Origin of the sequence: Ferrovibrio sp. (assembly GCF_046297595.1) — a bacterium.
GTDB lineage: Bacteria > Pseudomonadota > Alphaproteobacteria > Ferrovibrionales > Ferrovibrionaceae > Ferrovibrio.
Genome location: NZ_JBKBHT010000001.1, coordinates 835,221 through 853,708 on the forward strand (window position 1 = coordinate 835,221; position 18,488 = coordinate 853,708).

Here is an 18,488-nt window from a genome sequence, read left to right on the forward strand (position 1 = left end):
CAGGGCATGGCATCCAAACACCGCCTCTATCTGGTCGACGGTTCGGGTTACATCTTCCGGGCCTATCACGCGCTGCCGCCGCTGACGCGCAAGTCCGACGGCATGCCGGTGGGCGCCGTCTCGGGCTTCTGCAACATGCTCTCGTCCCTGCGCGACAAGGCGGAGCATGACGAGGCCGTCAGCCACATGGCGGTGATCTTCGATGCGGCGCGGGCCAATTTCCGCAACGAGATCTATCCCGAATACAAGGCCAACCGCTCGGAAACGCCGGAAGACCTGATTCCGCAATTCGAGCCGATCCGCCGCGCCACCCGCGCCTTTGGCCTGGCCGCCATCGAGAAGGACGGCTTCGAAGCCGATGACCTGATCGCCACCTATGCCAAGCTGGCGCACGAAGCCGGCATGGAGGTCTGCGTCGTGTCCTCCGACAAGGACCTGATGCAGCTGGTGCGCGACGGTGTCGGCATGCTCGATCCGATGAAGGATCGCAGCATCGGCCCCGACGAGGTGATGGAGAAATTCGGCGTCACCCCCGACAAGGTGGTGGACGTGCAGTCTTTGGCCGGCGACAGCACCGACAATGTGCCCGGCGTGCCCGGCATCGGCATCAAGACGGCAGCCGAGCTGATCAACACCTTCGGCGACCTCGACACGCTGCTGGCCCGCGCCGCCGAGATCAAGCAGCCCAAGCGGCGCGAGACCCTGCTGACCAATGCCGACAAGGCGCGCATCTCGCGCGAGCTGGTGCGCCTGAAAGACGACGTGCCGCTGGACCTGGGGCTCGACGACCTCAAGCTCGGCCCGGTGGAATGGCCGAAGCTGAAAACCTTCCTCGACGAGATGGAATTCCGCAGCCTGACCAGCCGCATCGAAAGCCGGCTGAAGCTGCGCGGCACGGCGGACATGGACGGCAACGGCCCGCGCAAGGCACCGGCGCCTGTGGCCTTCGAGGGCGAAGGCGGACCGGAAACGCCGCCCGGCACGGACAAGGCCGCGACCTACACGCTGGTGCAGGATATCGCCACGCTGCGGCAATGGATCGAGCGCGCCTCGGCCGCCGGGATCGTCGCCTTCGACACCGAAACCACCAACCTCTCGCCCACCCATGCCGAACTGGTGGGCTTCAGTCTCTGCATCGAGCCGCATGAGGCCTGCTATGTGCCGGTGGGCCACATCCCGCCGGGTGGCGGCGGACTGGATTTGAGCGGCGAAGGCGCACCGAAGCAGATTCCGCTGGACGACGCGCTGGCCGAACTGAAGCCGCTGCTGGCCGATCCGAGCGTGCTGAAAATCGGCCAGAACATCAAATACGACATGGCGGTGCTGCATCGCTATGGCCTGGAGATCGTGTCCTACGACGACACGATGCTGATCTCCTATGCGCTGGATGCCGGCAAACACGGCCATGGCATGGACGAGCTTTCCGAGCTGCATCTGGGCCACAAGCCGATCTCCTACGACGAGGTGACCGGCACCGGGCGCAGCCGCATATCGTTTGCGGAAGTGGCGCTGGACAAGGCACGCGACTATGCGGCGGAAGATGCCGATATCACGCTGCGGCTTTACAACCTGCTGAAGCCGCGCCTGCTGGCCGAGAAACAGGTGACGCTGTACGAGACCGTGGAGCGCGGCCTGCCCGCCGTGGTGGCCGCCATGGAATGTGCCGGCATCAGGGTCGATCCCGCCGAACTCAACCGTCTGTCGGCCGATTTCGCCAGCCGCATGGAGGCCTTCGAGAAAAAGGCCCATGAGCTGGCCGGGGAAAGCTTCAATATCGGCTCGCCCAAGCAGCTCGGCGAGATCCTGTTCGACAGGATGTCGCTGCCTGGCGGCAAGAAGGGCAAGACCGGGGCCTATTCCACCGGCGCCGACGTGCTGGAAGACCTGGCCGCCCAGGGCCACGAGCTGCCGCGCGTGGTGCTGGACTGGCGGCAATTACAGAAGCTGAAAAGCACCTATACCGATGCGCTGGTGGCCTCGATCAACCCGCGCACCGGGCGGGTGCATACCTCGTATTCGATCTCGTCCACCAATACCGGGCGGTTCGCCTCCAACGATCCCAACCTGCAGAACATCCCGATCCGCAGCGAGGAAGGCCGCAAGATCCGCCGCGCCTTCGTGGCCGAGCCGGGCCATGTGCTGATTTCGGCCGATTATTCGCAGATCGAGCTGCGCATCCTGGCCCATATCGCCGATATCGCCGCGCTCAAGCAGGCCTTCCGCGACGGTGTCGACATCCACGCACTGACCGCATCCCAGGTGTTCAACACGCCGGTGGAAGGCATGGACCCGATGGTGCGCCGCGCCGCCAAGGCGATCAATTTCGGCATCATCTACGGCATGAGCGCCTTCGGTCTGGCCGCCCAGCTCGGCATACCGCAGCGCGAGGCGCAGAGCTACATCGAGGCCTATTTCAAGCGCTATCCCGGCATCCGCGACTACATGGACCGCACCAAGAAGCAGGTGAAGGAGCAGGGCTACGTTTCGACCCTGTTCGGCCGGCGCGTGCATTTCCCCAACATCAACACGAAAAATCCCGCCGAACGCGCCTTCCTGGAACGCGCCTCGATCAACGCGCCGATCCAGGGTTCGGCCGCTGATATCATCAAGCATGCCATGGTGAAGCTGCCCGCCGCCCTGGCCAAGGCCGGGCTGCAGACCCGCATGCTGCTGCAGGTGCATGACGAACTGGTGTTCGAGGCGCCCGAACGCGAGGTCGACGACGCGATCGCTGTGGCGAAGGACGTGATGCAGGCCGCCGCCGCGCTGGACGTGCCGCTGGTGGTGGAAGCCGGCCGCGGCGCCAACTGGGACGCCGCGCATTAAGGACGCGGCCCTTGCCGCCTACAAACCGTCATCCTCGGGCTTGACCCGAGGATCCACGTCTTTCTTTTCGTGCAAATAACTCGTGGATGCCCTGACCAAGTCCGGGCATGACGTTCAGGGCTTCATGCAGCGCTCGACCAGCGCGCCGCAGGGTTCCAGCGTCTGCCGGCCCGTCGAGGTGCGGCCGGTGAAATCCACCGCGCGCACACGGCCGCCCTGCAAAGTGAAGGCGGCTTCGCAGTAGCGGTAGTAATCGTAAGACACGCTGCCGCGGCCGGTCGGCGTGTAGCCGGTGTCGCTGGCCGCCGTGGCCGAGCGGCTGGTCTCGCGGAAATAGAGCCAGAGCTCGTTGCCGCCTTCCTTGTGCACGGCCACCGGCTCGCCCAGGCAGCGTTTCAGCCCGGCCTCGTCCAGGCCGACCAGGGCGGTGCGGGCGCGCTCGGCAGTGTCTCCCAGATGGGACGCGCAGGCGCCCAAGAGGACAAGCGGCAGCAGGAAAAGGGTGCGGTGCATCATGGGCCGCAGTCTGCCCGCCCCGTTGTTCGCCCGCAAGCTTTCCGATAAACCGGAGGCCTCCCGAGACTGCATCCGAGGACCATCATGGCCGCCACCGTCATCATTGCCGCCGACAAGCTGCGCGCCGCCGTGCGCCATATCTGCCTGGCCGGCGGCAGCAACGAACGCGAGGCGGCCCTGGTGGCCGAGAACCTGGTGCTGGCCAACCTGAGCGGCCATGACAGCCACGGCGTCGGCATGCTGCCGCAATATATCCTCGCCGTGGTGGAAAAGCGGTTGAAGGTGAATGCCTCGGTGCGCGTGCTGTCGGATGCCGGCGCGATCCTCAACCTCGACGGCAACATGGGCTACGGCCAGGTGATCGGTCATGAGGCGATGGAGCTGGGCATCCTTCGCGCGAAAGACCTCGGCGCCTGTATCGTGAGTTTGCGCAACAGCCACCATATCGGTCGCATCGGCCATTGGGGCGAACAATGCGCCGCCGCCGGCCTGGTCTCGACGCATTACGTGAATGTGGTCGGCCGGCCGCCGCTGGTGGCGCCCTATGGCGGCGCCGATGCACGGTTCGCCACCAATCCCTATTGCTGCGCGATCCCGGCCGCCGAGCCGGGCGGCGAGCCCATCGTGCTGGACATGGCGACCTCGAAGATCGCCATGGGCAAGGTGCGCGTGGCGATGAACAAGGGCGAGCAGGTGGCGCCCGGCACGCTGATCGACGCGAAAGGCGCAGCCACCACCGACCCGAAGACGATGTTCAACCCGCCCATCGGCGCCATCCTCGCTTTCGGCGAACACAAGGGCTATGGCCTGGCGGTGATCGCCGAATTGCTGGCCGGCGCGATGACCGGCGGCGTGACCATGCATGAGGGCAGCTGGGCCAGCGGCACCATCACCAACAACATGTTCTCGGTGATCATCGACCCGGCGAAGCTGGGCGGCGCCGAGACCTGGCGCCGCGAGGTGGCGGCCTTCACCGATTTTGTGAAGGCGTCTCCCAAGGCGCCCGGCAGTGACGGCGTGCTGGTGGCCGGCGAGCCCGAGCGCCGCATGCGGGCGAAGCGCGCGGCCGAGGGCATTCCGGTGGATGCCACCACCTGGGGCGAGATCGTGGCGGCGGGCGAATCCGTCAATGTGAGCGCCGCCGAAACCAACAGCGTCGCCGGAGCCGCCTGAGATGAACAGCAGCCTGCCCGAGATCGAAGCCGCCGCCATCCGCCTGCGCGTGGCCGAGGAAACCGGCAAAGCCTGCGCCCCCGTGCGCGAGATGTTCGCCAATCCCGACCTCGCCACCGCCTATGCCATACAGGCGGTCAACCGCGAACACTGGCTGAAAAACGGCCGACGCATCGTCGGCCGCAAGGTGGCCCTGAGCGCCCGCGCCGCGCAGAAGGCCATGGGCCTGAGCGAACCCGCCTGGGGCACGCTCTATGCCGACATGCTGCTGGGCGACGGCGACGAGATTCCGGCCGGCAGGATCATGCAGCCGCGGCTGGAAGGCGAAGTGGCGATCGTGCTGGAGCGCGACCTGACCATGGAGAAGCCGACGCTGGTGGATGTGCTGCGCGCGGTGGGCTATGCCGTGCCGGCCATCGAGGTGGTGGGCTGCCGCATCGCCAACCTGGATACCAAACCCTTCGACCTGCTGGCCGACAATGCCGGCGGCGGCGCCTTCGTGCTGGGCAGCCCGGCGCGCAAACTCGATGGCCTCGACCTGCGCCGCTTGGGCATGAGCATGAGCGTGAACGGCACGCAGGTGGCGGCCGGCAAGGGCGACATGGTCTATGGCAACCCGCTGCATGCGCTGGCCTGGCTGGCGGGCCGGCTGAGCATGGAAGAAATGCCGCTGGAAGCCGGCGACGTGATCATGACCGGCACCTTCTTCGCCATGCTGCCGGCCAAACCCGGCGACCATGTCGAGATCGTGGCGGAAGGGCTCGGCCGCTGCGAGGTGAGCTTCGGGGCATGACGCTGGTCGTCCGCTTTGCCACGCCGGCCGACCGCCCGGCCCTGCTGGAGCAGAGCTGGCAGCTCAATCTCTACGAAGACCCGATCTCGCAGGACCGCCGCACCGACAGACCCGGCGCCGAAGATACGCTGGCCACGCAGCTTGGAAAAGTCGAGCGCAGCGGCGGCGTGGCGCTGGTGGCCGAACGCGACGGCGCGGTGGTGGGACACCTGTTCCTGAGTTTCGAGAGCCACCCGCCCTATGTGCGCGCCGAGAAGCGCGACTATGCCTATGTGGTGGAATTCTTCGTGCGCGCGGAAGCCCGCGGCAGCGGCATCGGGCGCGCCCTGCTGAATGAGGCCGAGCGGATCGCCGCCACGCGCGGCCTGCGCCAGATCATGATCGGCGTGCTGGCCGGCAACGGCCTGGCCGAACGCGCCTATCTGGGCTACGGCTTCCGCCCCTATGCCACCGAACTGGTGAAAACCATCGGCAAGTGAGGCCCCGCCTGCGCGGGAATGACGAAAAGGAAGGTTAGCCCTTCGCCAGTTCGGCCGCGCGATGGATGGCGGCGCGGATGGCGGGATAGGTGCCGCAGCGGCAGATATTGGTCATCGCCGCGTCGATATCGGCATCGGTCGGTTCCGGCGTCTCGGCCAATAACGCCACGGCCGCCAGGATCTGGCCCGACTGGCAATAGCCGCATTGCGGCACATCGAGTTCGGCCCAGGCGCGCTGCACGGCATGCGAGGTATCGGGCGACAGGCCTTCGATGGTGACGATCCTACCCTCGCCCACGGCCGAGAGCGGATGGGAGCACGAGCGCACCGGCTGGCCGTCGATCAGCACGGTGCAGGCGCCGCAGGCGGCAATGCCGCAGCCGTATTTGGTGCCGGTGAGGTTCAGCACGTCGCGCAGAACCCAGAGCAGCGGCATGTCGTCTTCCGCCTGCACATCCAGACTAAGACCATTGACCGAAAGCGTCGGCATGGGGCGCGGCCTCCTGCGATAGTCTCCTTATCCTAACACGGACTGGACGGAGCGGAATGCCTGCCGCACAATCGCGGCCGGGATAAAACCGGGAGGATTGCATGCGCGTCATCGAACTGCGCGGCTTCAGCGTCGACCAGCTTGCCCTAGCGGAACGCCCGTGGCCCGAGCCGGGTACCGACCTGCAGCCCGGCGACGTGCTGGTGGCCGTGAAGGCCTGTTCGCTGAATTTCCGCGACTGGCTGATGGCACAGGGCACCTACAATCCGCGCCAGAAACTGCCGCTGATCCCGGTTTCCGACGGCGCCGGCGAGGTGGTGGCCGTCGGCCCCGGCGTGACAAACTTCAGACCCGGCGACCGCGTGCTGGGGCATTTCTTTCCCGCCTGGCTGGCCGGCGAACCCAGCGTGGAGAAATTCGGCATCTCGATGGGCGGGCCGTTTGACGGCTGGCTGTGCGAGCAGCGCATCTTCCCCGCCAGCGCGCTGGCGAAAATCCCCGATCATTTGAGTTATGCCGAGGCGGCCGCCCTGCCCTGCGCGGCGCTCACGGCCTGGAGCGCCATTGTCACGCTCGGCCGTGTGCAGCCGGGCGAACGCGTGCTGATCCAGGGCACCGGCGGCGTGGCGCTGTTTGCCCTGCAATTCGCCAAGCTGGCCGGCGCGGAGGTGATCGTCACGTCGTCCAGCGACGCCAAGCTGGAAATGGCGAAAAAACTCGGCGCCGATCACGGCATCAACTACAAGGCCAATCCCGACTGGGGCAAGGCGGCGCGCGCCATGACCAATGGTGTCGGCCTGGACCATATCGTGGAACTGGGCGGCGCCGGCACACTGATGCAATCCATCCGCGCCATCCGGCCGGGCGGTGTGATCAGCATGATCGGCGTGCTCTCGGGCCCCAGCAACGATCTGCATATCCCGCTGGTGGTGATGCAGCAGATCAGATTGCAGGGCGTGACCGTGGGCAGCAAGGAGGGCCTGGACGCCATGCTGCGCGCCATGGCCGTGGCCAAGACCAAGCCGGTGATCGACAGCCATTTCGAATTTTCGGAAACCGGCGTGCGCGACGCCTATCGCCATATGGGCAAGGGCGCGGCGTTCGGGAAGATTGTGGTGGGGATATAAACATATGCGTTAGGGAAAAGTCATGAAACACGAGAAAGACGATCAAAATTCTATTGAAATATCCATGTTTGATTCGGTCGTAAAATCCAGCGGCTTTGACGCAGCGAAAGATTATATGGAAATTGGCATTGATGCATTTATGAATGACGGTTTTCTAAAGGAAATTCCAATCGTAGGTACGATAGCCTCGATGTATAAATCTTCGATCGCAATAAGAGATTTTCTGTTCCTCAAAAAAGTCATCCTGTTTCTAAAAAATATTTCCGACACACCAGAAGAATCTCGGAAAAAATTCTGCGACGAGATAGAAAAATCCGAAGGCACAAAATCCAAGGCGGGTGCAAATCTGTGTTTGCTACTAGACCGTTTAGATGACCTGGAGAAGCCAAAGATTATTGGGAAAATATATAAAGCAAAGCTGGAAGACAGAATTTCATATTTAGAACTACGGCGATTCTGCATGATTGTAGAAAGATCATTTCTACCCGATTTAATTAGCCTATCTAAAATGAACCCTGATGAAGCGCTAGATCCATTAGCCGCCCCGTATTGGCATGCATTAGGAATAGCTACAATCACAGGCGAAGATTACGGGACATTTGGTGGTATCGGAGCAGAAACTTGGTACGTCATAAATCCATTGGGACGAAAATTTATAGCAGTTGCATTTGATGCTAAGCATTGAAACTCAGAAGCTAATCGATCTTATAAATAATTAAATCGTAACAGCCCTTTTCACACCCCCGCCAGCGACAGGCGCGTGGCGATGAAATCGATCAGGCGGCGCAGGCGCAAAGGCATCGTGCCGGGCAGCCAGACCAGATGCACGGGCGTCAGCGTCGGTTCAAAGCCCGGCAGCAGTAGTTCCACCTGGCTGGCATCGAGCAACGGCCGGATCTGATAAAGCGGCGCGAGGCCGATGCCCAGTCCCTCCACCACGGCGGCGATGCGCGCCGGCGCGGAATCCGAGCGGAAGCGGCCCTTCACCGGAATCTCGGTCTCGTTCGCGCCCTCGCCGAAACGCCAGGTATCGGTGCTGTGATGCGTCAATCGCGCCACGCAGTCGTGCTGCTTCAGATCGGCCGGGACAGAAGGCCGGCCGCGCGCGGCGAGATACCGCGGCGATGCGAACACCACGCGGCGGATCAGGCCCAGACGTTTCGCCTTCAGCGTTGAATCGGAGAGCTGCCCGAACTGCACCGAGAGATCAAAATTCTCGGCCAGCAGATCGACGTAGCGATCATCCAGCGACAGATCGATCTCGACGCCCGGATGACGCTCCATGAAGGCGGCCATGATCGGCAGCAGATAGGCCACACCGAAACGCGAGGAGGCCGCCACGCGGATGCGGCCCGAGACCTGTGCCCCTTCCTCGGCCACGGCTTCGCGGGCGGAATCCAGATCGGCGAGGATGCCTTTCAGGCGGCGATGGAAATCCTCGCCCGCCTGGGTGGGGCGGCAGCGCCGGGTGGTGCGCGCCACCAGCTCGACGCCGAGCTGTTCCTCCAGCATCTGCAGCGAACGGCTGACCGCCTGCAGCGAGCGGCCGAGCTGGGCGGCGGCGGCAGTGAGGCTGCCACGTTCGACAATGGCCACAAAGGCCCGGTAATCCTCGATCTCGGACATGGCTTCCTGGCATCATTATCCCATTTATTGGGATAATATATCAAAATTGCGGCCTATTTTCACGGAAATCGACGAGGTGCAGTCTGCAGGCAGCTTTTCCGGATCATTCCATGGACCTGACGCGCCCCCTTTCCTTTCTGGCCCGCCTGTTTCCGGTTCGCCTGTTTCCGGCCCGCCTGCCCGTCCCGGCCGCGCCGCGCCGGCCGGACTCCGCACCGGGTTTCGATGCCAGCGAGACCGCCGCACCGGCAGGCCTGCATGCCGATCTTGGCCTGCCGCCGGTCGAGGATGTGCCGCCCGATGCGCAGAGCCTGCGGCACGCGATGACCATGTGGATCGGTTAGGCGCCGGAAGTTGATGACGATTACACTGCGCCGGGCTACACAGGGCGCATGATCCTTGACCTGCCAAGCTTCACCGCCTTCCACACCGCGCTGAGCCTGATCGCCATCGTGGCCGGCATCGTCGTGGTGGCCGGCCTGTTCGGGCACGAGCACCAGCCGGCCTGGACCGCGCTGTTCCTGGCCAGCGCGCTGCTCACCGATCTGACCGGGTTCGGCTTTCCCGTCGCGCAGGTGATGCCCTCGCATGTGGTGGGCGTGCTGTCGCTGATCGCCGTGGTGGCGGCGGGCGCGGCGCGTTACCGCTTTCGCCTTGTCGGCATCTGGCGGCGCGTCTATGCGCTCAATGCCATGGCGACACTGTATTTCCTGGTCTTCGTGCTGATCGCGCAGGCCTTCCTGAAGGTGGGCCTGCTGAACGAACTGGCGCCCACTCTATCGGAAACGCCCTTCGCCATCGCGCAGGGTGTCGCGCTGGCTTTCTTCCTGGTGGTGGGAAGAGCAGCGGCGCGGCGCCAACCGCTGCCGCACAGCGCCTGACGCTTGCACGTTGCCCTGTATACCTTCGGCATTTTCCGGCGGCCTTCGGCCGATCCGGTGAATGACGGCTTTCACGCCCGCAACGCCATCAACCTGGCCGCCGTGGAGATCAGCGCGGGTTTCATCGCGCGCTCGGGCTATGACGGCGATCCGGGCCCGGCGAGCTGGGGCGTTGCCGTTTATCCGCGGTTCTATACCGGCACGGATGCGCATTCGCCCTCGACGCTGTCGCTCTGGGCCGATCTGGAATCGCCGCTGGCCTACACCTATGCGGGCATCCACGCCGAGGCGCTGTCGCATGGCCGCGACTGGTTCCTGAAGCCGAAGCTGCCGCCCGAAAAACCGGTCTGGCCGCCCTATGTGCTGTGGTGGGTGGCGGCTGACCATGTGCCCGACTGGCGCGAGGCCGTGACACGGCATGAATACCTGCACGACCATGGTCCATCTCCGCATGCCTTCGACTGGAAGACGCCCTTCGACGCAGCGGGCAATCCCGCGCCGATCGACCGCGATACCGTGCGGCGCCTGACCGCCATCAACCTGGACCGGCAAAAGGCGCTGGCCTGACCGGACTAAGCCCGGCCGCTATGCTTTTACGGCCGGCACGGGCGGCCCCAGCACGCGGTCGATCAGGGCCGTATCGGCATATTCGGTGAGTTCGACGATCAGGCCGTCGCGCATGCGGCAGACCAGGCAATAGCGGTTGCGATAGGGCCGGCCGTCCCTGGTGACGGCATCGCCCTGCGCTTCCACCGCCACCATGTCGCCCTCGGCGATGAAACGTTCGGCGCGCACGCGGTTGGGCTGGCTGAACTGCGCGCGCAGCGGCCCGAGCAGGTCGCGCAGGATCGCCGCCTTGCCCTCGAAACGTTTCGACCAAGCCGTGTCGCCCAGCGTGATCCAGACGGCATCCTCGGCCAGGATATCGACGAAGGCACGGCCTTCGCCGGCAGCGATGCGGGCGAAGGCGTCGCGCAGGATGCGGGTGTTGCCGGATGCGGCGCTCATGCTGCGGCTCCCGTGGCGTTTTTGGCCATGGGAAAAGGCCGGCAGATACCGGGCTCGGGCGGCAGGCGCAGGCCGTTGGCCAGATAGGCCACCGTGCGGTAATAGCCGGCCAGCATCAGGGCCTCGAGGATCGCCTCTTCGGCAAAGGCCGCCTGCAATTCGCGCCACAATCCGTCGGCGGTGTCGCAGTCTGCATGCAGTTCGTCGGCCAGGCGGATCAGCAATCGCTCATCCTCGGCCTGCCAGCAGGAATCCTCGGCATTGCCATAGACGGTGGAGAAGAGCTGGTCGTCGCTCAGCCCCGCCTGGCGGCTGAAGAAATGCGCCCGCATGCCCCATTCGTAGCGGCAGCGGCAATTGGCGGTGACCCGATGCAGCAGCACCTCGCGCTGGCGCAGGCTGAGTTTTGCCTGTTCCCGATAGGCCGGTGCGCCGCGCAGGAAGCGCAGCAGCAGGTCGGGATCACGCGCCAGCACCGTGAAGAGGCGGAATGGCGGCGTCCAGTCCGCCGGCAGGCGCGCCAGTGCCGCCTGCACCTCGGCCGCATAGGGCGGCTGCACCGGCGGGATACGCGACGGATCGGGCGCGGATTCATGCGATGTTTCATTCGATGCATTGACCATGGGGCATGTCCTCCTGCGCCGCATCGTGCCGCCGGCCGCTTCATTCTTCCAATCGATGCTTTGCATGATGTATATTCATGGAATGAATTTGACCGCACTCGACCTCAACCTGCTGGTGGCGCTGGACGCCCTGCTGAACGACGCCAGCGTCAGCCGCGCCGCCACGCGCGTCGGCCTGTCGCAACCGGCGATGAGCCATGCGCTGCGCCGCCTGCGCGAGATTCTCGACGATCCGCTGCTGGTGCGGGTGGGGCCGCGCATGGAACTGACGCCGCGCGCCCAAGCCCTGCGCGCGCCGCTGAAAGACACGCTGGAACAGGTGCGCGGCCTGTTCGTGGCCGATGGCTTCGACCCGGCCACCAGCCAGCGCCGCTTCGCGCTGATGATCCCCGACCATGTGGTGAACCTGGTGCTGGCGCCGCTGCTGGCGCGCATCGCCGCCGAAGCGCCCGGCGTGCGGCTGGACGTCACGCCCTGGCGCGGCCTGCCGGTGATCACACCCGACTTCGCCCGCCATGTCGACTTGGTGATCAACTGCCATCCGGATGCCTTTCCGGGTTTTCACCGCCAGCGCCTGTTCGGCGACAGCGACGGCCTGGCGGTGCGGCGCGGCCATCCGCAGGCGACACGGCTGAAACGCATGGACGTGTTCCTCAAGGCGCGCCATGTGGCGGTGATCGGGCGCGGCCTGAGTGAAGACCCGATCGACACCTGGCTGCTGGCGCGCGGCATCCATCGCGCCATCACGCTCAGCGTGCCGAGCTATCTGCAGGCCCTGCATGCCGTGGCGCGCAGCGACCTGGTTGCCTTCGTGCCCGGCCGCCTGATCGGCAGCCTCAGCGCGCAGCTGGGCCTTGCCGCCGTGAGCCCGCCGATCCAGCCCGAGGGCGACGAGGAATACCTGTTCTGGCCGACGCGGAACCAGAACGATCCCGGCTCGGCCTGGCTGCGCCGCCACCTGCTGGCCGTGGGCCGCGAGCTGGACCGGCAGAAAAGCGCGCCGCCTGACGGCTGCTCTAGTCGGCGGCAGCGCCGATCTTGATCACGCGGCGGCGCGGAAAGCGCAGGGTGACGGTGGTGCCGTCGCCCTCGCGGCTGTCGATGGTGATGGTGCCGCCATGCAGGCGGATCAGCGCCTGCACCATCGGCAGGCCCAGGCCGGTCCCGGCATAGGATTTGTTCAGGTGGTCGTGCAACTGAACGAAAGGCTCCAGCGCACGCGGCACGTCCTCGCGCTTCATGCCGATGCCGGTATCGGATACGGCGATGGCCAGGCGACCATCCTGTTCCAGGCGCACGCTGAGGCTGACGATGCCGCCGGGCGGCGTGAACTTCACGGCATTGCCCAGCAGGTTGAGCAGCATCTGGCGCAGGGCGCGTTCGTCGGCCAGCAGGTCGGGCAGCTCATCGGCGTAATCGGAGAACAGTCGCACATCGGCGGCAGCGGCGCGTTCGCGCATCATGCGCAGTGCCGCCTCGCATTGCGCAGGCACATCCAGTTCGGCATCGCTGAGCGTCACCTGGCCGGCTTCGATGCGGGTATGGTCGAGCAGGTCGTTGACCAGGCTGAGCAGGTGGCGGCCGCTGGCCAGGATGTCGGCGGCATAATCGCGGTAGCGCTGGTCGCCCAGCGGGCCGAACAATTCGCCGGTGAGGATTTCGGAAAAACCGATCACGGCATTCAGCGGCGTGCGCAGCTCGTGGCTCATGTTGCCCAGGAAAGCGGTCTTGGCGTTGCTGGCGGCCTCGGCGGCGGCCTTGGCGCGTTTCAAGTCTTCCACCGCGCGGCGCAAAGCCTCGGCGTCGCGGGTGACGCGGGCGATCACGCGGTTGTACTGCAGCGCGATGGGCTCGACCTCGGAACCGATGGCGACCCGCACCGGCTGGTCGAAGCGGCCTTCGCCGCGATGGCGTTCCATATCGTTGACCAGATCGAGCATGGCCGAGCCGGCGCCGTGTTCGGCCTGGTTGAGGCCGACCATCTCGGCCTCGGCCGACACGCGCAAGGGGAAGACGCGGTCGATGGCGCGCAGCAGGATATAGGTGGTGCCGAAGGCATAAATCCCGCCAACCAGGCAGCCCAGCGCCTGGATGCCGAACTGGGTCATGCGATCATGCTGCACCCCATCTGCTGTTAGGGGCCAGCCGGCGGGATCGCCGAACAGGGCCACCGCCAGCGTGCCCCAGATGCCGGCGGCCAGATGCACCGGCACGGCGCCCACGGCATCGTCGAGCTTCAGCCGCTCCATGGCTTCCGCCGCCGCCATCGCCACCAGACCGCCGATGGCGCCGATCAGCACCGCGCTCAGGCCCGAGACGTTGTGGCAGTTGGCGGTTATGGCGACCAGCCCGGCCAGCGTGCCGTTGAGAAAGTCTTCCACGCGGATGCGGTTGTAGACCACCTGCGAAACCAGCAGGCCGGCGATACCGCCGGCGCAGCCGCCCAACGTGGTGTTGATCAGGATGCCGGGCACGGCGTCGTTCAGGCTGAGCGTACTGCCGCCGTTGAAGCCGAACCAGCCGAACCACAGCAGCATCACGCCCAGGGTGGAGATCACCAGGTCGTGGCCGCGGATGCTGGGCAGGCCGGGCAGAAAGCGGCCGGCGCGCGGCCCGACGATCAGCACGGCGGCCAGCGAAACCCAGCCGCCGATGGAATGCACCACGCTGGACCCGGCGAAGTCGATGAAACCCATGGCGGCCAGCCAGCCCGGGCTGCCGCCGAACTGGCCGGTATTCCAGGCCCAGTGGGCGTAGAGCGGATAGATCAGGCCGGAAATGATGATGGTGATGCCGATATAGCTGCCGAAGCCGACGCGCTCGGCGATGGCGCCCGAGACGATGGTGGCTGCCGTGCCGCAAAACATGAGCTGAAACAGGAAGAAGGTTCCGGCCGAAAACTCGCCGCGGCCGTCGAAGAACCACTGGGTCAGGCCGAACAGCCCGGTCTCGCCGGCGCCGAAGGCCAGCGCGAAGCCGAAAGCCCAGAACAGCAAGGCAGCGATGCAGAAGTCGGCCAGGTTCTTCAACGCCACGTTGATGCTGTTCTTGGCACGGACATAGCCGCTCTCAAGGCAGCAGAAGCCGGCCTGCATGACGAAAATCATACAAGTCGCGACCAGCATCCAGGCGATGTCGATCCGGTCCGGAGTCATGCGCCCGGAGAGCAAAGCAAGAGGCATACCATGGCGAATCTCGCGATTCCCGAGCCGGAAGGGGCCGGTTTCGCGCTTGAAGGGGCGGAAACCCTGCCTATATTTTCGCCATGCCTGTCGGCATTTGCGGCGTCCGGCTGTTGGCTTTTGGCCGCCGCGCCATTATCTCTGAACCATTCATTTCCCTTTCAGACTGCGATGATCGCCGCCATGGACCTCTCGCCCAACCCCGCCCCCGGTTCCGCCGCTGCCGACGTGATCAAGGATGCCGACATCACCACCTTCATGCAGGATGTGGTGCAGGCCTCGATGAGCGTGCCCGTGCTGGTGGATTTCTGGGCGCCGTGGTGCGGCCCCTGCAAGACGCTGGGGCCGATGCTGGAAAAGATCGTCAAGGCGGCGAACGGCAAGTTGCGCCTGGTGAAGGTCAATGTCGACGACCCGAAGAACCAGCCGCTGGCCCAGCAGCTGCGCATCCAGTCGATCCCGGCAGTCTATGCCTTCTCGAAAGGCCAGCCGGTGGACGGCTTTGTCGGCGCCCTGCCGGAAAGCCAGCTGAAGAAATTCGTCGAAGGCCTGGCCGGCGGCGCGCTGGAAGACGACACCGCGACCCAGGCGATCGAGGCCGGCAAGGCCGCGCTGGCGGCGCAGGATTACCCGGAAGCCGCGCAGGCCTTTTCGACGGCGCTCGGCGCCGAGCCCGAGAACCCGGTGGCGCTTGGCGGCCTGGCCCGTGCGCTGGTGGGCATGGGCGAGATCGAGGAAGCCAAGGAAGTGCTGGCCCAGGTGCCCGAGGCGCAGAAGAACCATGCCGAGGTGCATGCCGCGCTCTCGGCCATCCAGCTGCATGAGGAAGGCTCCCAGGCCGCGCACCAGCTCAAGCCGCTGGAAGCCGCCGTGGCCGCCAATCCGAACGACCACCAGGCGCGCTTCGACTACGCCCTGGCGCTGCATGGCGCCAACCGCGCGCAGGAGGCGGTCGACCAGCTGCTCGACATCGTCAAGCGCGACCGCAAATGGAACGAGGAAGCCGCGCGCAAGCAGCTGGTGAAGATCTTCGAGGCGCTGGGGCCGATGGATCCGATCACGGTGGATGCGCGCCGGCGGCTGTCCTCCATCCTGTTCGCATGAGCGACGACGCGGAATCCCTGCCCGGCTCCGTCGCCGAACTCGACGGCGTCATCCCGATCTTTCCGCTGACCGGCGTGCTGCTGCTGCCACGCGGCCTGCTGCCGCTCAACATCTTCGAGCCGCGCTACCTGGCGATGACGCGCGACGCGATCAATGGCAGCCGGCTGATCGGCATGATCCAGCCGACCGAACCCGAGGCGCGCCACAAGCGCCAGGATGTCTATCGCATCGGCTGCGTCGGGCAGATCGTTTCGGCCGCCGAGACCGACGATGGCCGCATCCTGATCACCTTGCGCGGCCTGTGCCGCTTCGGCATCGCCCATGAACTGGAGGATGCCGGCACGCTCTATCGCCAGGTGCAGGCCGATTACGACGCTTTCGCCGACGACCTGGCCGCCGTGCCGCCCGGACAATACGACCGCACGCGGCTGCTGACCGCCCTGCGCGGCTATTGCGAACGGCACAACCTGCCGGCCGACTGGGACTCGATCAACGCCGCGTCCGACGACCTGCTGGTGCATTCGCTGGCCATGATCTGCCCGTTCACGCCGGGCGAGAAGCAGGCCCTGCTGGAGGCGCCGGATTTCGCGGGCCGCGCCGGCATGCTGACCACCCTGCTGGAAATGGCCCTGCTGGATCCGGCCGGGCCGCACCGCGGGCCTGTGTTGAACTGATGGAGACGATGATGAGCGACGCCCAGACTGCCGCGCCGGTCGATCCCAAACTGCTCGAACTGCTGGTCTGCCCCGTCACCAAGGGGCCGCTGACCTATGACCGCGCGCGCAACGAACTGGTGAGCGAAAAGGCCGGCCTGGCCTTCCCGATCCGCGACGGCATTCCGATCATGCTGGTGGACGAGGCGCGCCAGATCGACGACCGGCCCGCTCACGCCCAGTAATGCATCCGAACTCGCCTTACCAACAGGCCGGCCGTCCGGCCTGCACCGACCTGCGCTACATCTCGGCGGAGAAGCGGCTGGAGGTCGCCTTCGCCGACGGCAAGGCGTTTTCCTTCACGGCGGAATTCCTCCGCGTCGAAAGCCCCTCGGCCGAGGTGCAGGGCCATGGGCCGGGGCAGAAGACGCTGGTGCCCGGCCGCAGCCATGTCGGCATCATCGGCATCGAACCGGTCGGCACCTATGCGGTGCGCCTGAAATTCGACGACCTGCACGATACCGGCCTCTACAGCTGGGAATGGTTTTACGACCGCGGCCACGACCAGGCTGCGCTCTGGGCCGATTACCTGAAGCGGCTGGAGGAGCGGGGCTTAAGCCGCGAGCCGCGTCGCCCTTAACGCCGGACCGGCCTGAACCAGTACCAGGCCATCAGCACGACCAGCAGGCCGAGCGTCAGCCATGACAGCGCATCGCCCCAGCCATCGGCGACCAGAGCGGCGACGAGGCCGACACCGCTGAGGATGCCGAGCAGGATCGGCATGCCCCACAGACGCAGGAAAGCGCTTTTCATTCCGCGGCACTCCGGGTGGCAAGCGCAGGCGTGACCGCGGCCTCGCGTTCCAGTTCGGCGATTCGCTGTTCGACCGGATTGCTGCGCCGGCGCGCCAGCCACAGATACAGGCCGCTGCCCAGCACCACGATGGTGACGATATCCAGCAGGGCCCAGATCACCTGCAGCGGCAGCCCGCCGTAATCGCCGAAATGCAGCGGCTGCGACACCAGCAAGGTGGCGGCATACCAGGGCAGTTTGCGCGTGTCGGTGAGTTCGGCGGTGACGGCATCGACCAGCACGGGCTGCAGCAGGCGGCTGGTCAGCGGTGTGTCGCCGCGCATGAACACCGCGTAATGATGCGGGCTGGAGAAATTGGTGCCGGGGAAAGCGACGAAGCGCGGGGTGGAGCCCGGCACGGTACGATGCGCGGTCTCGACGGCGGCCTGCAGCGAACCTAGATTTTGCGGCACCGGCTGTCCGGCATAAGGCGCCACCATCTGGGCGAGCTGGTCATGCTGCCAGTATTTGAAGATCAGGTCGGCCCAGGTGTTGATCACGCCGGTACCGCCCACCACCAGGGCCCAGACCAGCGTGACGATGCCCAGCATGTTGTGCAGGTCGAGCCATTTGATGCGGGTCGAGCGCTGCTTGCGCACGGTGCCGAAATCGAGCTTGCGCATCAGCGGGCCATAGACAGCAACGCCGGTGATGATCGCCACCACGAACAACAAGCCCATGAAACCGAGGAACAGCATGCCCGGCAGGCCGGCGAACAGGTCGACATGCAGGCGGAACATCACCCGCATGAAATCGAGTTGGTCGGAGGAATCGGTTTTCAGGATATGGGCGGTGCGCGCATCCAGGGCGACAAAACGGAAATCCTGGGTCTCGGTCGCCGTTTTGGCGGCAGAGACGAAGACCAGCTCCGGCTCGTCCGGATCCCATGAGACAAAGAGGGGCTTATCATCAGGCATGGCCTGCTGCGCCGCCGCAACGACACGATCCAGCGAGGTGAGCGGCGTGCCGGCTGGCAGGGCCGGCGCCTCGATGGCATCGCCCAGCAGATGCTCGATCTCGTGATGGAAGATCAGCGGCAGGCCGGTGATGCAGAGCAGCAGCATGAAAGCCGTGCAGATCAGGCTGGTCCATTTATGGGTCAGGTACCAGATCTTGAAGGTTTTCACGCTCATGCACGGCTCCGGGTGGCAGAAG

Annotated in this window: 22 protein-coding genes; 14 read left to right on the top strand and 8 right to left on the bottom strand. The window is 65.5% G+C overall.

Annotated elements, in window-relative coordinates:
• The first annotated feature begins 6 nt into the window (after positions 1-6).
• Complete coding sequence (polA, locus tag ACK4FJ_RS04200; RefSeq protein WP_409764484.1) at positions 7-2,826, top strand: DNA polymerase I; 2,820 nt, start codon at positions 7-9, stop codon at positions 2,824-2,826.
• Positions 2,827-2,940: 114 nt separating this feature from the next.
• On the opposite strand, the gene ACK4FJ_RS04205 is transcribed toward polA, so the two are convergent.
• Positions 2,941-3,342: a hypothetical protein gene (locus tag ACK4FJ_RS04205; protein WP_409764487.1), complete on the bottom strand. Its 402-nt coding sequence runs from the start codon at positions 3,340-3,342 to the stop codon at positions 2,941-2,943.
• Positions 3,343-3,426: 84 nt separating this feature from the next.
• On the opposite strand from ACK4FJ_RS04205, the gene ACK4FJ_RS04210 reads away from it, so the two are divergent.
• From ACK4FJ_RS04210 to ACK4FJ_RS04220, 3 genes are read left to right on the top strand one after another with little or no spacing between them, the layout of a single operon-like run.
• Positions 3,427-4,515: a malate/lactate/ureidoglycolate dehydrogenase gene (locus ACK4FJ_RS04210; RefSeq protein WP_409764490.1), complete on the top strand. Its 1,089-nt coding sequence runs from the start codon at positions 3,427-3,429 to the stop codon at positions 4,513-4,515.
• 1 nt (position 4,516) lies between these two features.
• Positions 4,517-5,308 carry a 2-keto-4-pentenoate hydratase gene (locus ACK4FJ_RS04215; RefSeq protein WP_409764493.1) on the top strand — a complete coding sequence of 264 codons (792 nt, stop codon included), beginning with the start codon at positions 4,517-4,519 and terminating at the stop codon, positions 5,306-5,308.
• Positions 5,305-5,787, top strand: a complete 483-nt coding sequence (locus ACK4FJ_RS04220; RefSeq protein WP_409764496.1) for an N-acetyltransferase family protein — start codon at positions 5,305-5,307, stop codon at positions 5,785-5,787. The genes ACK4FJ_RS04215 and ACK4FJ_RS04220 overlap by 4 nt, the downstream gene beginning before the upstream one ends.
• Before the next feature lie 34 nt (positions 5,788-5,821).
• Here the strand turns inward: ACK4FJ_RS04220 and ACK4FJ_RS04225 are convergent, their stop codons facing one another.
• Positions 5,822-6,277, bottom strand: coding sequence for a (2Fe-2S)-binding protein (locus tag ACK4FJ_RS04225; protein WP_409764499.1), 456 nt, complete (start codon positions 6,275-6,277; stop codon positions 5,822-5,824).
• Positions 6,278-6,378: 101 nt separating this feature from the next.
• Here ACK4FJ_RS04225 and ACK4FJ_RS04230 point away from each other — a divergent pair, with 101 nt between their 5' ends.
• Both ACK4FJ_RS04230 and ACK4FJ_RS04235 read left to right on the top strand, forming a co-directional pair.
• The gene (locus ACK4FJ_RS04230; protein ID WP_409764502.1) at positions 6,379-7,404 is read left to right on the top strand and encodes a zinc-dependent alcohol dehydrogenase family protein; all 1,026 of its coding nucleotides are present in this window, start codon (positions 6,379-6,381) and stop codon (positions 7,402-7,404) included.
• 22 nt (positions 7,405-7,426) lie between these two features.
• Positions 7,427-8,089, top strand: coding sequence for a hypothetical protein (locus tag ACK4FJ_RS04235; protein WP_409764504.1), 663 nt, complete (start codon positions 7,427-7,429; stop codon positions 8,087-8,089).
• Positions 8,090-8,139: 50 nt separating this feature from the next.
• Here the strand turns inward: ACK4FJ_RS04235 and ACK4FJ_RS04240 are convergent, their stop codons facing one another.
• Positions 8,140-9,030: a LysR family transcriptional regulator gene (locus tag ACK4FJ_RS04240; RefSeq protein ID WP_409764507.1), complete on the bottom strand. Its 891-nt coding sequence runs from the start codon at positions 9,028-9,030 to the stop codon at positions 8,140-8,142.
• A 110-nt stretch (positions 9,031-9,140) separates the two neighbouring features.
• On the opposite strand from ACK4FJ_RS04240, the gene ACK4FJ_RS04245 reads away from it, so the two are divergent.
• From ACK4FJ_RS04245 to ACK4FJ_RS04255, 3 genes are read left to right on the top strand one after another with little or no spacing between them, the layout of a single operon-like run.
• On the top strand, positions 9,141-9,374 hold the full coding sequence (locus ACK4FJ_RS04245; protein ID WP_409764510.1) for a hypothetical protein: 234 nt from the start codon (positions 9,141-9,143) through the stop codon (positions 9,372-9,374).
• Between the two features lie 48 nt (positions 9,375-9,422).
• On the top strand, positions 9,423-9,911 hold the full coding sequence (locus ACK4FJ_RS04250) for a hypothetical protein (RefSeq protein WP_409764513.1): 489 nt from the start codon (positions 9,423-9,425) through the stop codon (positions 9,909-9,911).
• 3 nt (positions 9,912-9,914) lie between these two features.
• Entirely contained in the window at positions 9,915-10,478 is a 564-nt protein-coding gene (locus ACK4FJ_RS04255; RefSeq protein WP_409764516.1) for a DUF3291 domain-containing protein, read from the top strand.
• Between the two features lie 18 nt (positions 10,479-10,496).
• Here the strand turns inward: ACK4FJ_RS04255 and ACK4FJ_RS04260 are convergent, their stop codons facing one another.
• Both ACK4FJ_RS04260 and ACK4FJ_RS04265 read right to left on the bottom strand, forming a co-directional pair.
• On the bottom strand, positions 10,497-10,919 hold the full coding sequence (locus tag ACK4FJ_RS04260) for a nuclear transport factor 2 family protein (RefSeq protein ID WP_409764519.1): 423 nt from the start codon (positions 10,917-10,919) through the stop codon (positions 10,497-10,499).
• Positions 10,916-11,542, bottom strand: a complete 627-nt coding sequence (locus ACK4FJ_RS04265; protein WP_409764521.1) for a carboxymuconolactone decarboxylase family protein — start codon at positions 11,540-11,542, stop codon at positions 10,916-10,918. The genes ACK4FJ_RS04260 and ACK4FJ_RS04265 overlap by 4 nt, the downstream gene beginning before the upstream one ends.
• An 82-nt stretch (positions 11,543-11,624) precedes the next feature.
• On the opposite strand from ACK4FJ_RS04265, the gene ACK4FJ_RS04270 reads away from it, so the two are divergent.
• Complete coding sequence (locus ACK4FJ_RS04270) at positions 11,625-12,584, top strand: LysR family transcriptional regulator (protein WP_409764524.1); 960 nt, start codon at positions 11,625-11,627, stop codon at positions 12,582-12,584.
• Here the strand turns inward: ACK4FJ_RS04270 and amt are convergent.
• The gene (gene amt / locus ACK4FJ_RS04275) at positions 12,559-14,697 is read right to left on the bottom strand and encodes an ammonium transporter (RefSeq protein WP_409764527.1); all 2,139 of its coding nucleotides are present in this window, start codon (positions 14,695-14,697) and stop codon (positions 12,559-12,561) included. The two genes, ACK4FJ_RS04270 and amt, sit on opposite strands and share 26 nt — an antisense overlap.
• Before the next feature lie 198 nt (positions 14,698-14,895).
• Here amt and ACK4FJ_RS04280 point away from each other — a divergent pair, with 198 nt between their 5' ends.
• Genes ACK4FJ_RS04280 through ACK4FJ_RS04295 form a run of 4 tightly spaced genes read left to right on the top strand, consistent with a single transcriptional unit; the run spans position 14,896 to position 17,121 of the window.
• Positions 14,896-15,828 carry a tetratricopeptide repeat protein gene (locus ACK4FJ_RS04280; protein ID WP_409764530.1) on the top strand — a complete coding sequence of 311 codons (933 nt, stop codon included), beginning with the start codon at positions 14,896-14,898 and terminating at the stop codon, positions 15,826-15,828.
• Positions 15,825-16,502, top strand: coding sequence for an LON peptidase substrate-binding domain-containing protein (locus ACK4FJ_RS04285; protein WP_409764533.1), 678 nt, complete (start codon positions 15,825-15,827; stop codon positions 16,500-16,502). Before ACK4FJ_RS04280 ends, ACK4FJ_RS04285 begins: the two co-directional genes overlap by 4 nt.
• An 11-nt stretch (positions 16,503-16,513) precedes the next feature.
• The gene (locus ACK4FJ_RS04290; RefSeq protein ID WP_409764536.1) at positions 16,514-16,726 is read left to right on the top strand and encodes a Trm112 family protein; all 213 of its coding nucleotides are present in this window, start codon (positions 16,514-16,516) and stop codon (positions 16,724-16,726) included.
• Positions 16,726-17,121 carry a gamma-butyrobetaine hydroxylase-like domain-containing protein gene (locus ACK4FJ_RS04295; RefSeq protein WP_409764539.1) on the top strand — a complete coding sequence of 132 codons (396 nt, stop codon included), beginning with the start codon at positions 16,726-16,728 and terminating at the stop codon, positions 17,119-17,121. Before ACK4FJ_RS04290 ends, ACK4FJ_RS04295 begins: the two co-directional genes overlap by 1 nt.
• On the opposite strand, the gene ACK4FJ_RS04300 is transcribed toward ACK4FJ_RS04295, so the two are convergent.
• Positions 17,118-17,294, bottom strand: a complete 177-nt coding sequence (locus ACK4FJ_RS04300; protein WP_409764542.1) for a hypothetical protein — start codon at positions 17,292-17,294, stop codon at positions 17,118-17,120. The genes ACK4FJ_RS04295 and ACK4FJ_RS04300 overlap by 4 nt on opposite strands.
• Positions 17,291-18,466 (bottom strand): PepSY-associated TM helix domain-containing protein, encoded by a 1,176-nt coding sequence (locus tag ACK4FJ_RS04305; protein ID WP_409764545.1) that lies wholly within the window; start codon positions 18,464-18,466, stop codon positions 17,291-17,293. The genes ACK4FJ_RS04300 and ACK4FJ_RS04305 overlap by 4 nt, the downstream gene beginning before the upstream one ends.
• Positions 18,467-18,488 lie beyond the last annotated feature (22 nt).

Coding starts and splice junctions, on each gene's coding strand:
- polA (WP_409764484.1), top strand. CDS start 7: ATGGCATCCAAACACCGCCTCTATCTGGTCGACGGTTCGGGTTACATC.
- ACK4FJ_RS04205 (WP_409764487.1), bottom strand. CDS start 3,342: ATGATGCACCGCACCCTTTTCCTGCTGCCGCTTGTCCTCTTGGGCGCC.
- ACK4FJ_RS04210 (WP_409764490.1), top strand. CDS start 3,427: ATGGCCGCCACCGTCATCATTGCCGCCGACAAGCTGCGCGCCGCCGTG.
- ACK4FJ_RS04215 (WP_409764493.1), top strand. CDS start 4,517: ATGAACAGCAGCCTGCCCGAGATCGAAGCCGCCGCCATCCGCCTGCGC.
- ACK4FJ_RS04220 (WP_409764496.1), top strand. CDS start 5,305: ATGACGCTGGTCGTCCGCTTTGCCACGCCGGCCGACCGCCCGGCCCTG.
- ACK4FJ_RS04225 (WP_409764499.1), bottom strand. CDS start 6,277: ATGCCGACGCTTTCGGTCAATGGTCTTAGTCTGGATGTGCAGGCGGAA.
- ACK4FJ_RS04230 (WP_409764502.1), top strand. CDS start 6,379: ATGCGCGTCATCGAACTGCGCGGCTTCAGCGTCGACCAGCTTGCCCTA.
- ACK4FJ_RS04235 (WP_409764504.1), top strand. CDS start 7,427: ATGAAACACGAGAAAGACGATCAAAATTCTATTGAAATATCCATGTTT.
- ACK4FJ_RS04240 (WP_409764507.1), bottom strand. CDS start 9,030: ATGTCCGAGATCGAGGATTACCGGGCCTTTGTGGCCATTGTCGAACGT.
- ACK4FJ_RS04245 (WP_409764510.1), top strand. CDS start 9,141: ATGGACCTGACGCGCCCCCTTTCCTTTCTGGCCCGCCTGTTTCCGGTT.
- ACK4FJ_RS04250 (WP_409764513.1), top strand. CDS start 9,423: ATGATCCTTGACCTGCCAAGCTTCACCGCCTTCCACACCGCGCTGAGC.
- ACK4FJ_RS04260 (WP_409764519.1), bottom strand. CDS start 10,919: ATGAGCGCCGCATCCGGCAACACCCGCATCCTGCGCGACGCCTTCGCC.
- ACK4FJ_RS04265 (WP_409764521.1), bottom strand. CDS start 11,542: ATGGTCAATGCATCGAATGAAACATCGCATGAATCCGCGCCCGATCCG.
- ACK4FJ_RS04270 (WP_409764524.1), top strand. CDS start 11,625: ATGAATTTGACCGCACTCGACCTCAACCTGCTGGTGGCGCTGGACGCC.
- amt (WP_409764527.1), bottom strand. CDS start 14,697: ATGACTCCGGACCGGATCGACATCGCCTGGATGCTGGTCGCGACTTGT.
- ACK4FJ_RS04280 (WP_409764530.1), top strand. CDS start 14,896: ATGATCGCCGCCATGGACCTCTCGCCCAACCCCGCCCCCGGTTCCGCC.
- ACK4FJ_RS04285 (WP_409764533.1), top strand. CDS start 15,825: ATGAGCGACGACGCGGAATCCCTGCCCGGCTCCGTCGCCGAACTCGAC.
- ACK4FJ_RS04290 (WP_409764536.1), top strand. CDS start 16,514: ATGAGCGACGCCCAGACTGCCGCGCCGGTCGATCCCAAACTGCTCGAA.
- ACK4FJ_RS04295 (WP_409764539.1), top strand. CDS start 16,726: ATGCATCCGAACTCGCCTTACCAACAGGCCGGCCGTCCGGCCTGCACC.
- ACK4FJ_RS04300 (WP_409764542.1), bottom strand. CDS start 17,294: ATGAAAAGCGCTTTCCTGCGTCTGTGGGGCATGCCGATCCTGCTCGGC.
- ACK4FJ_RS04305 (WP_409764545.1), bottom strand. CDS start 18,466: ATGAGCGTGAAAACCTTCAAGATCTGGTACCTGACCCATAAATGGACC.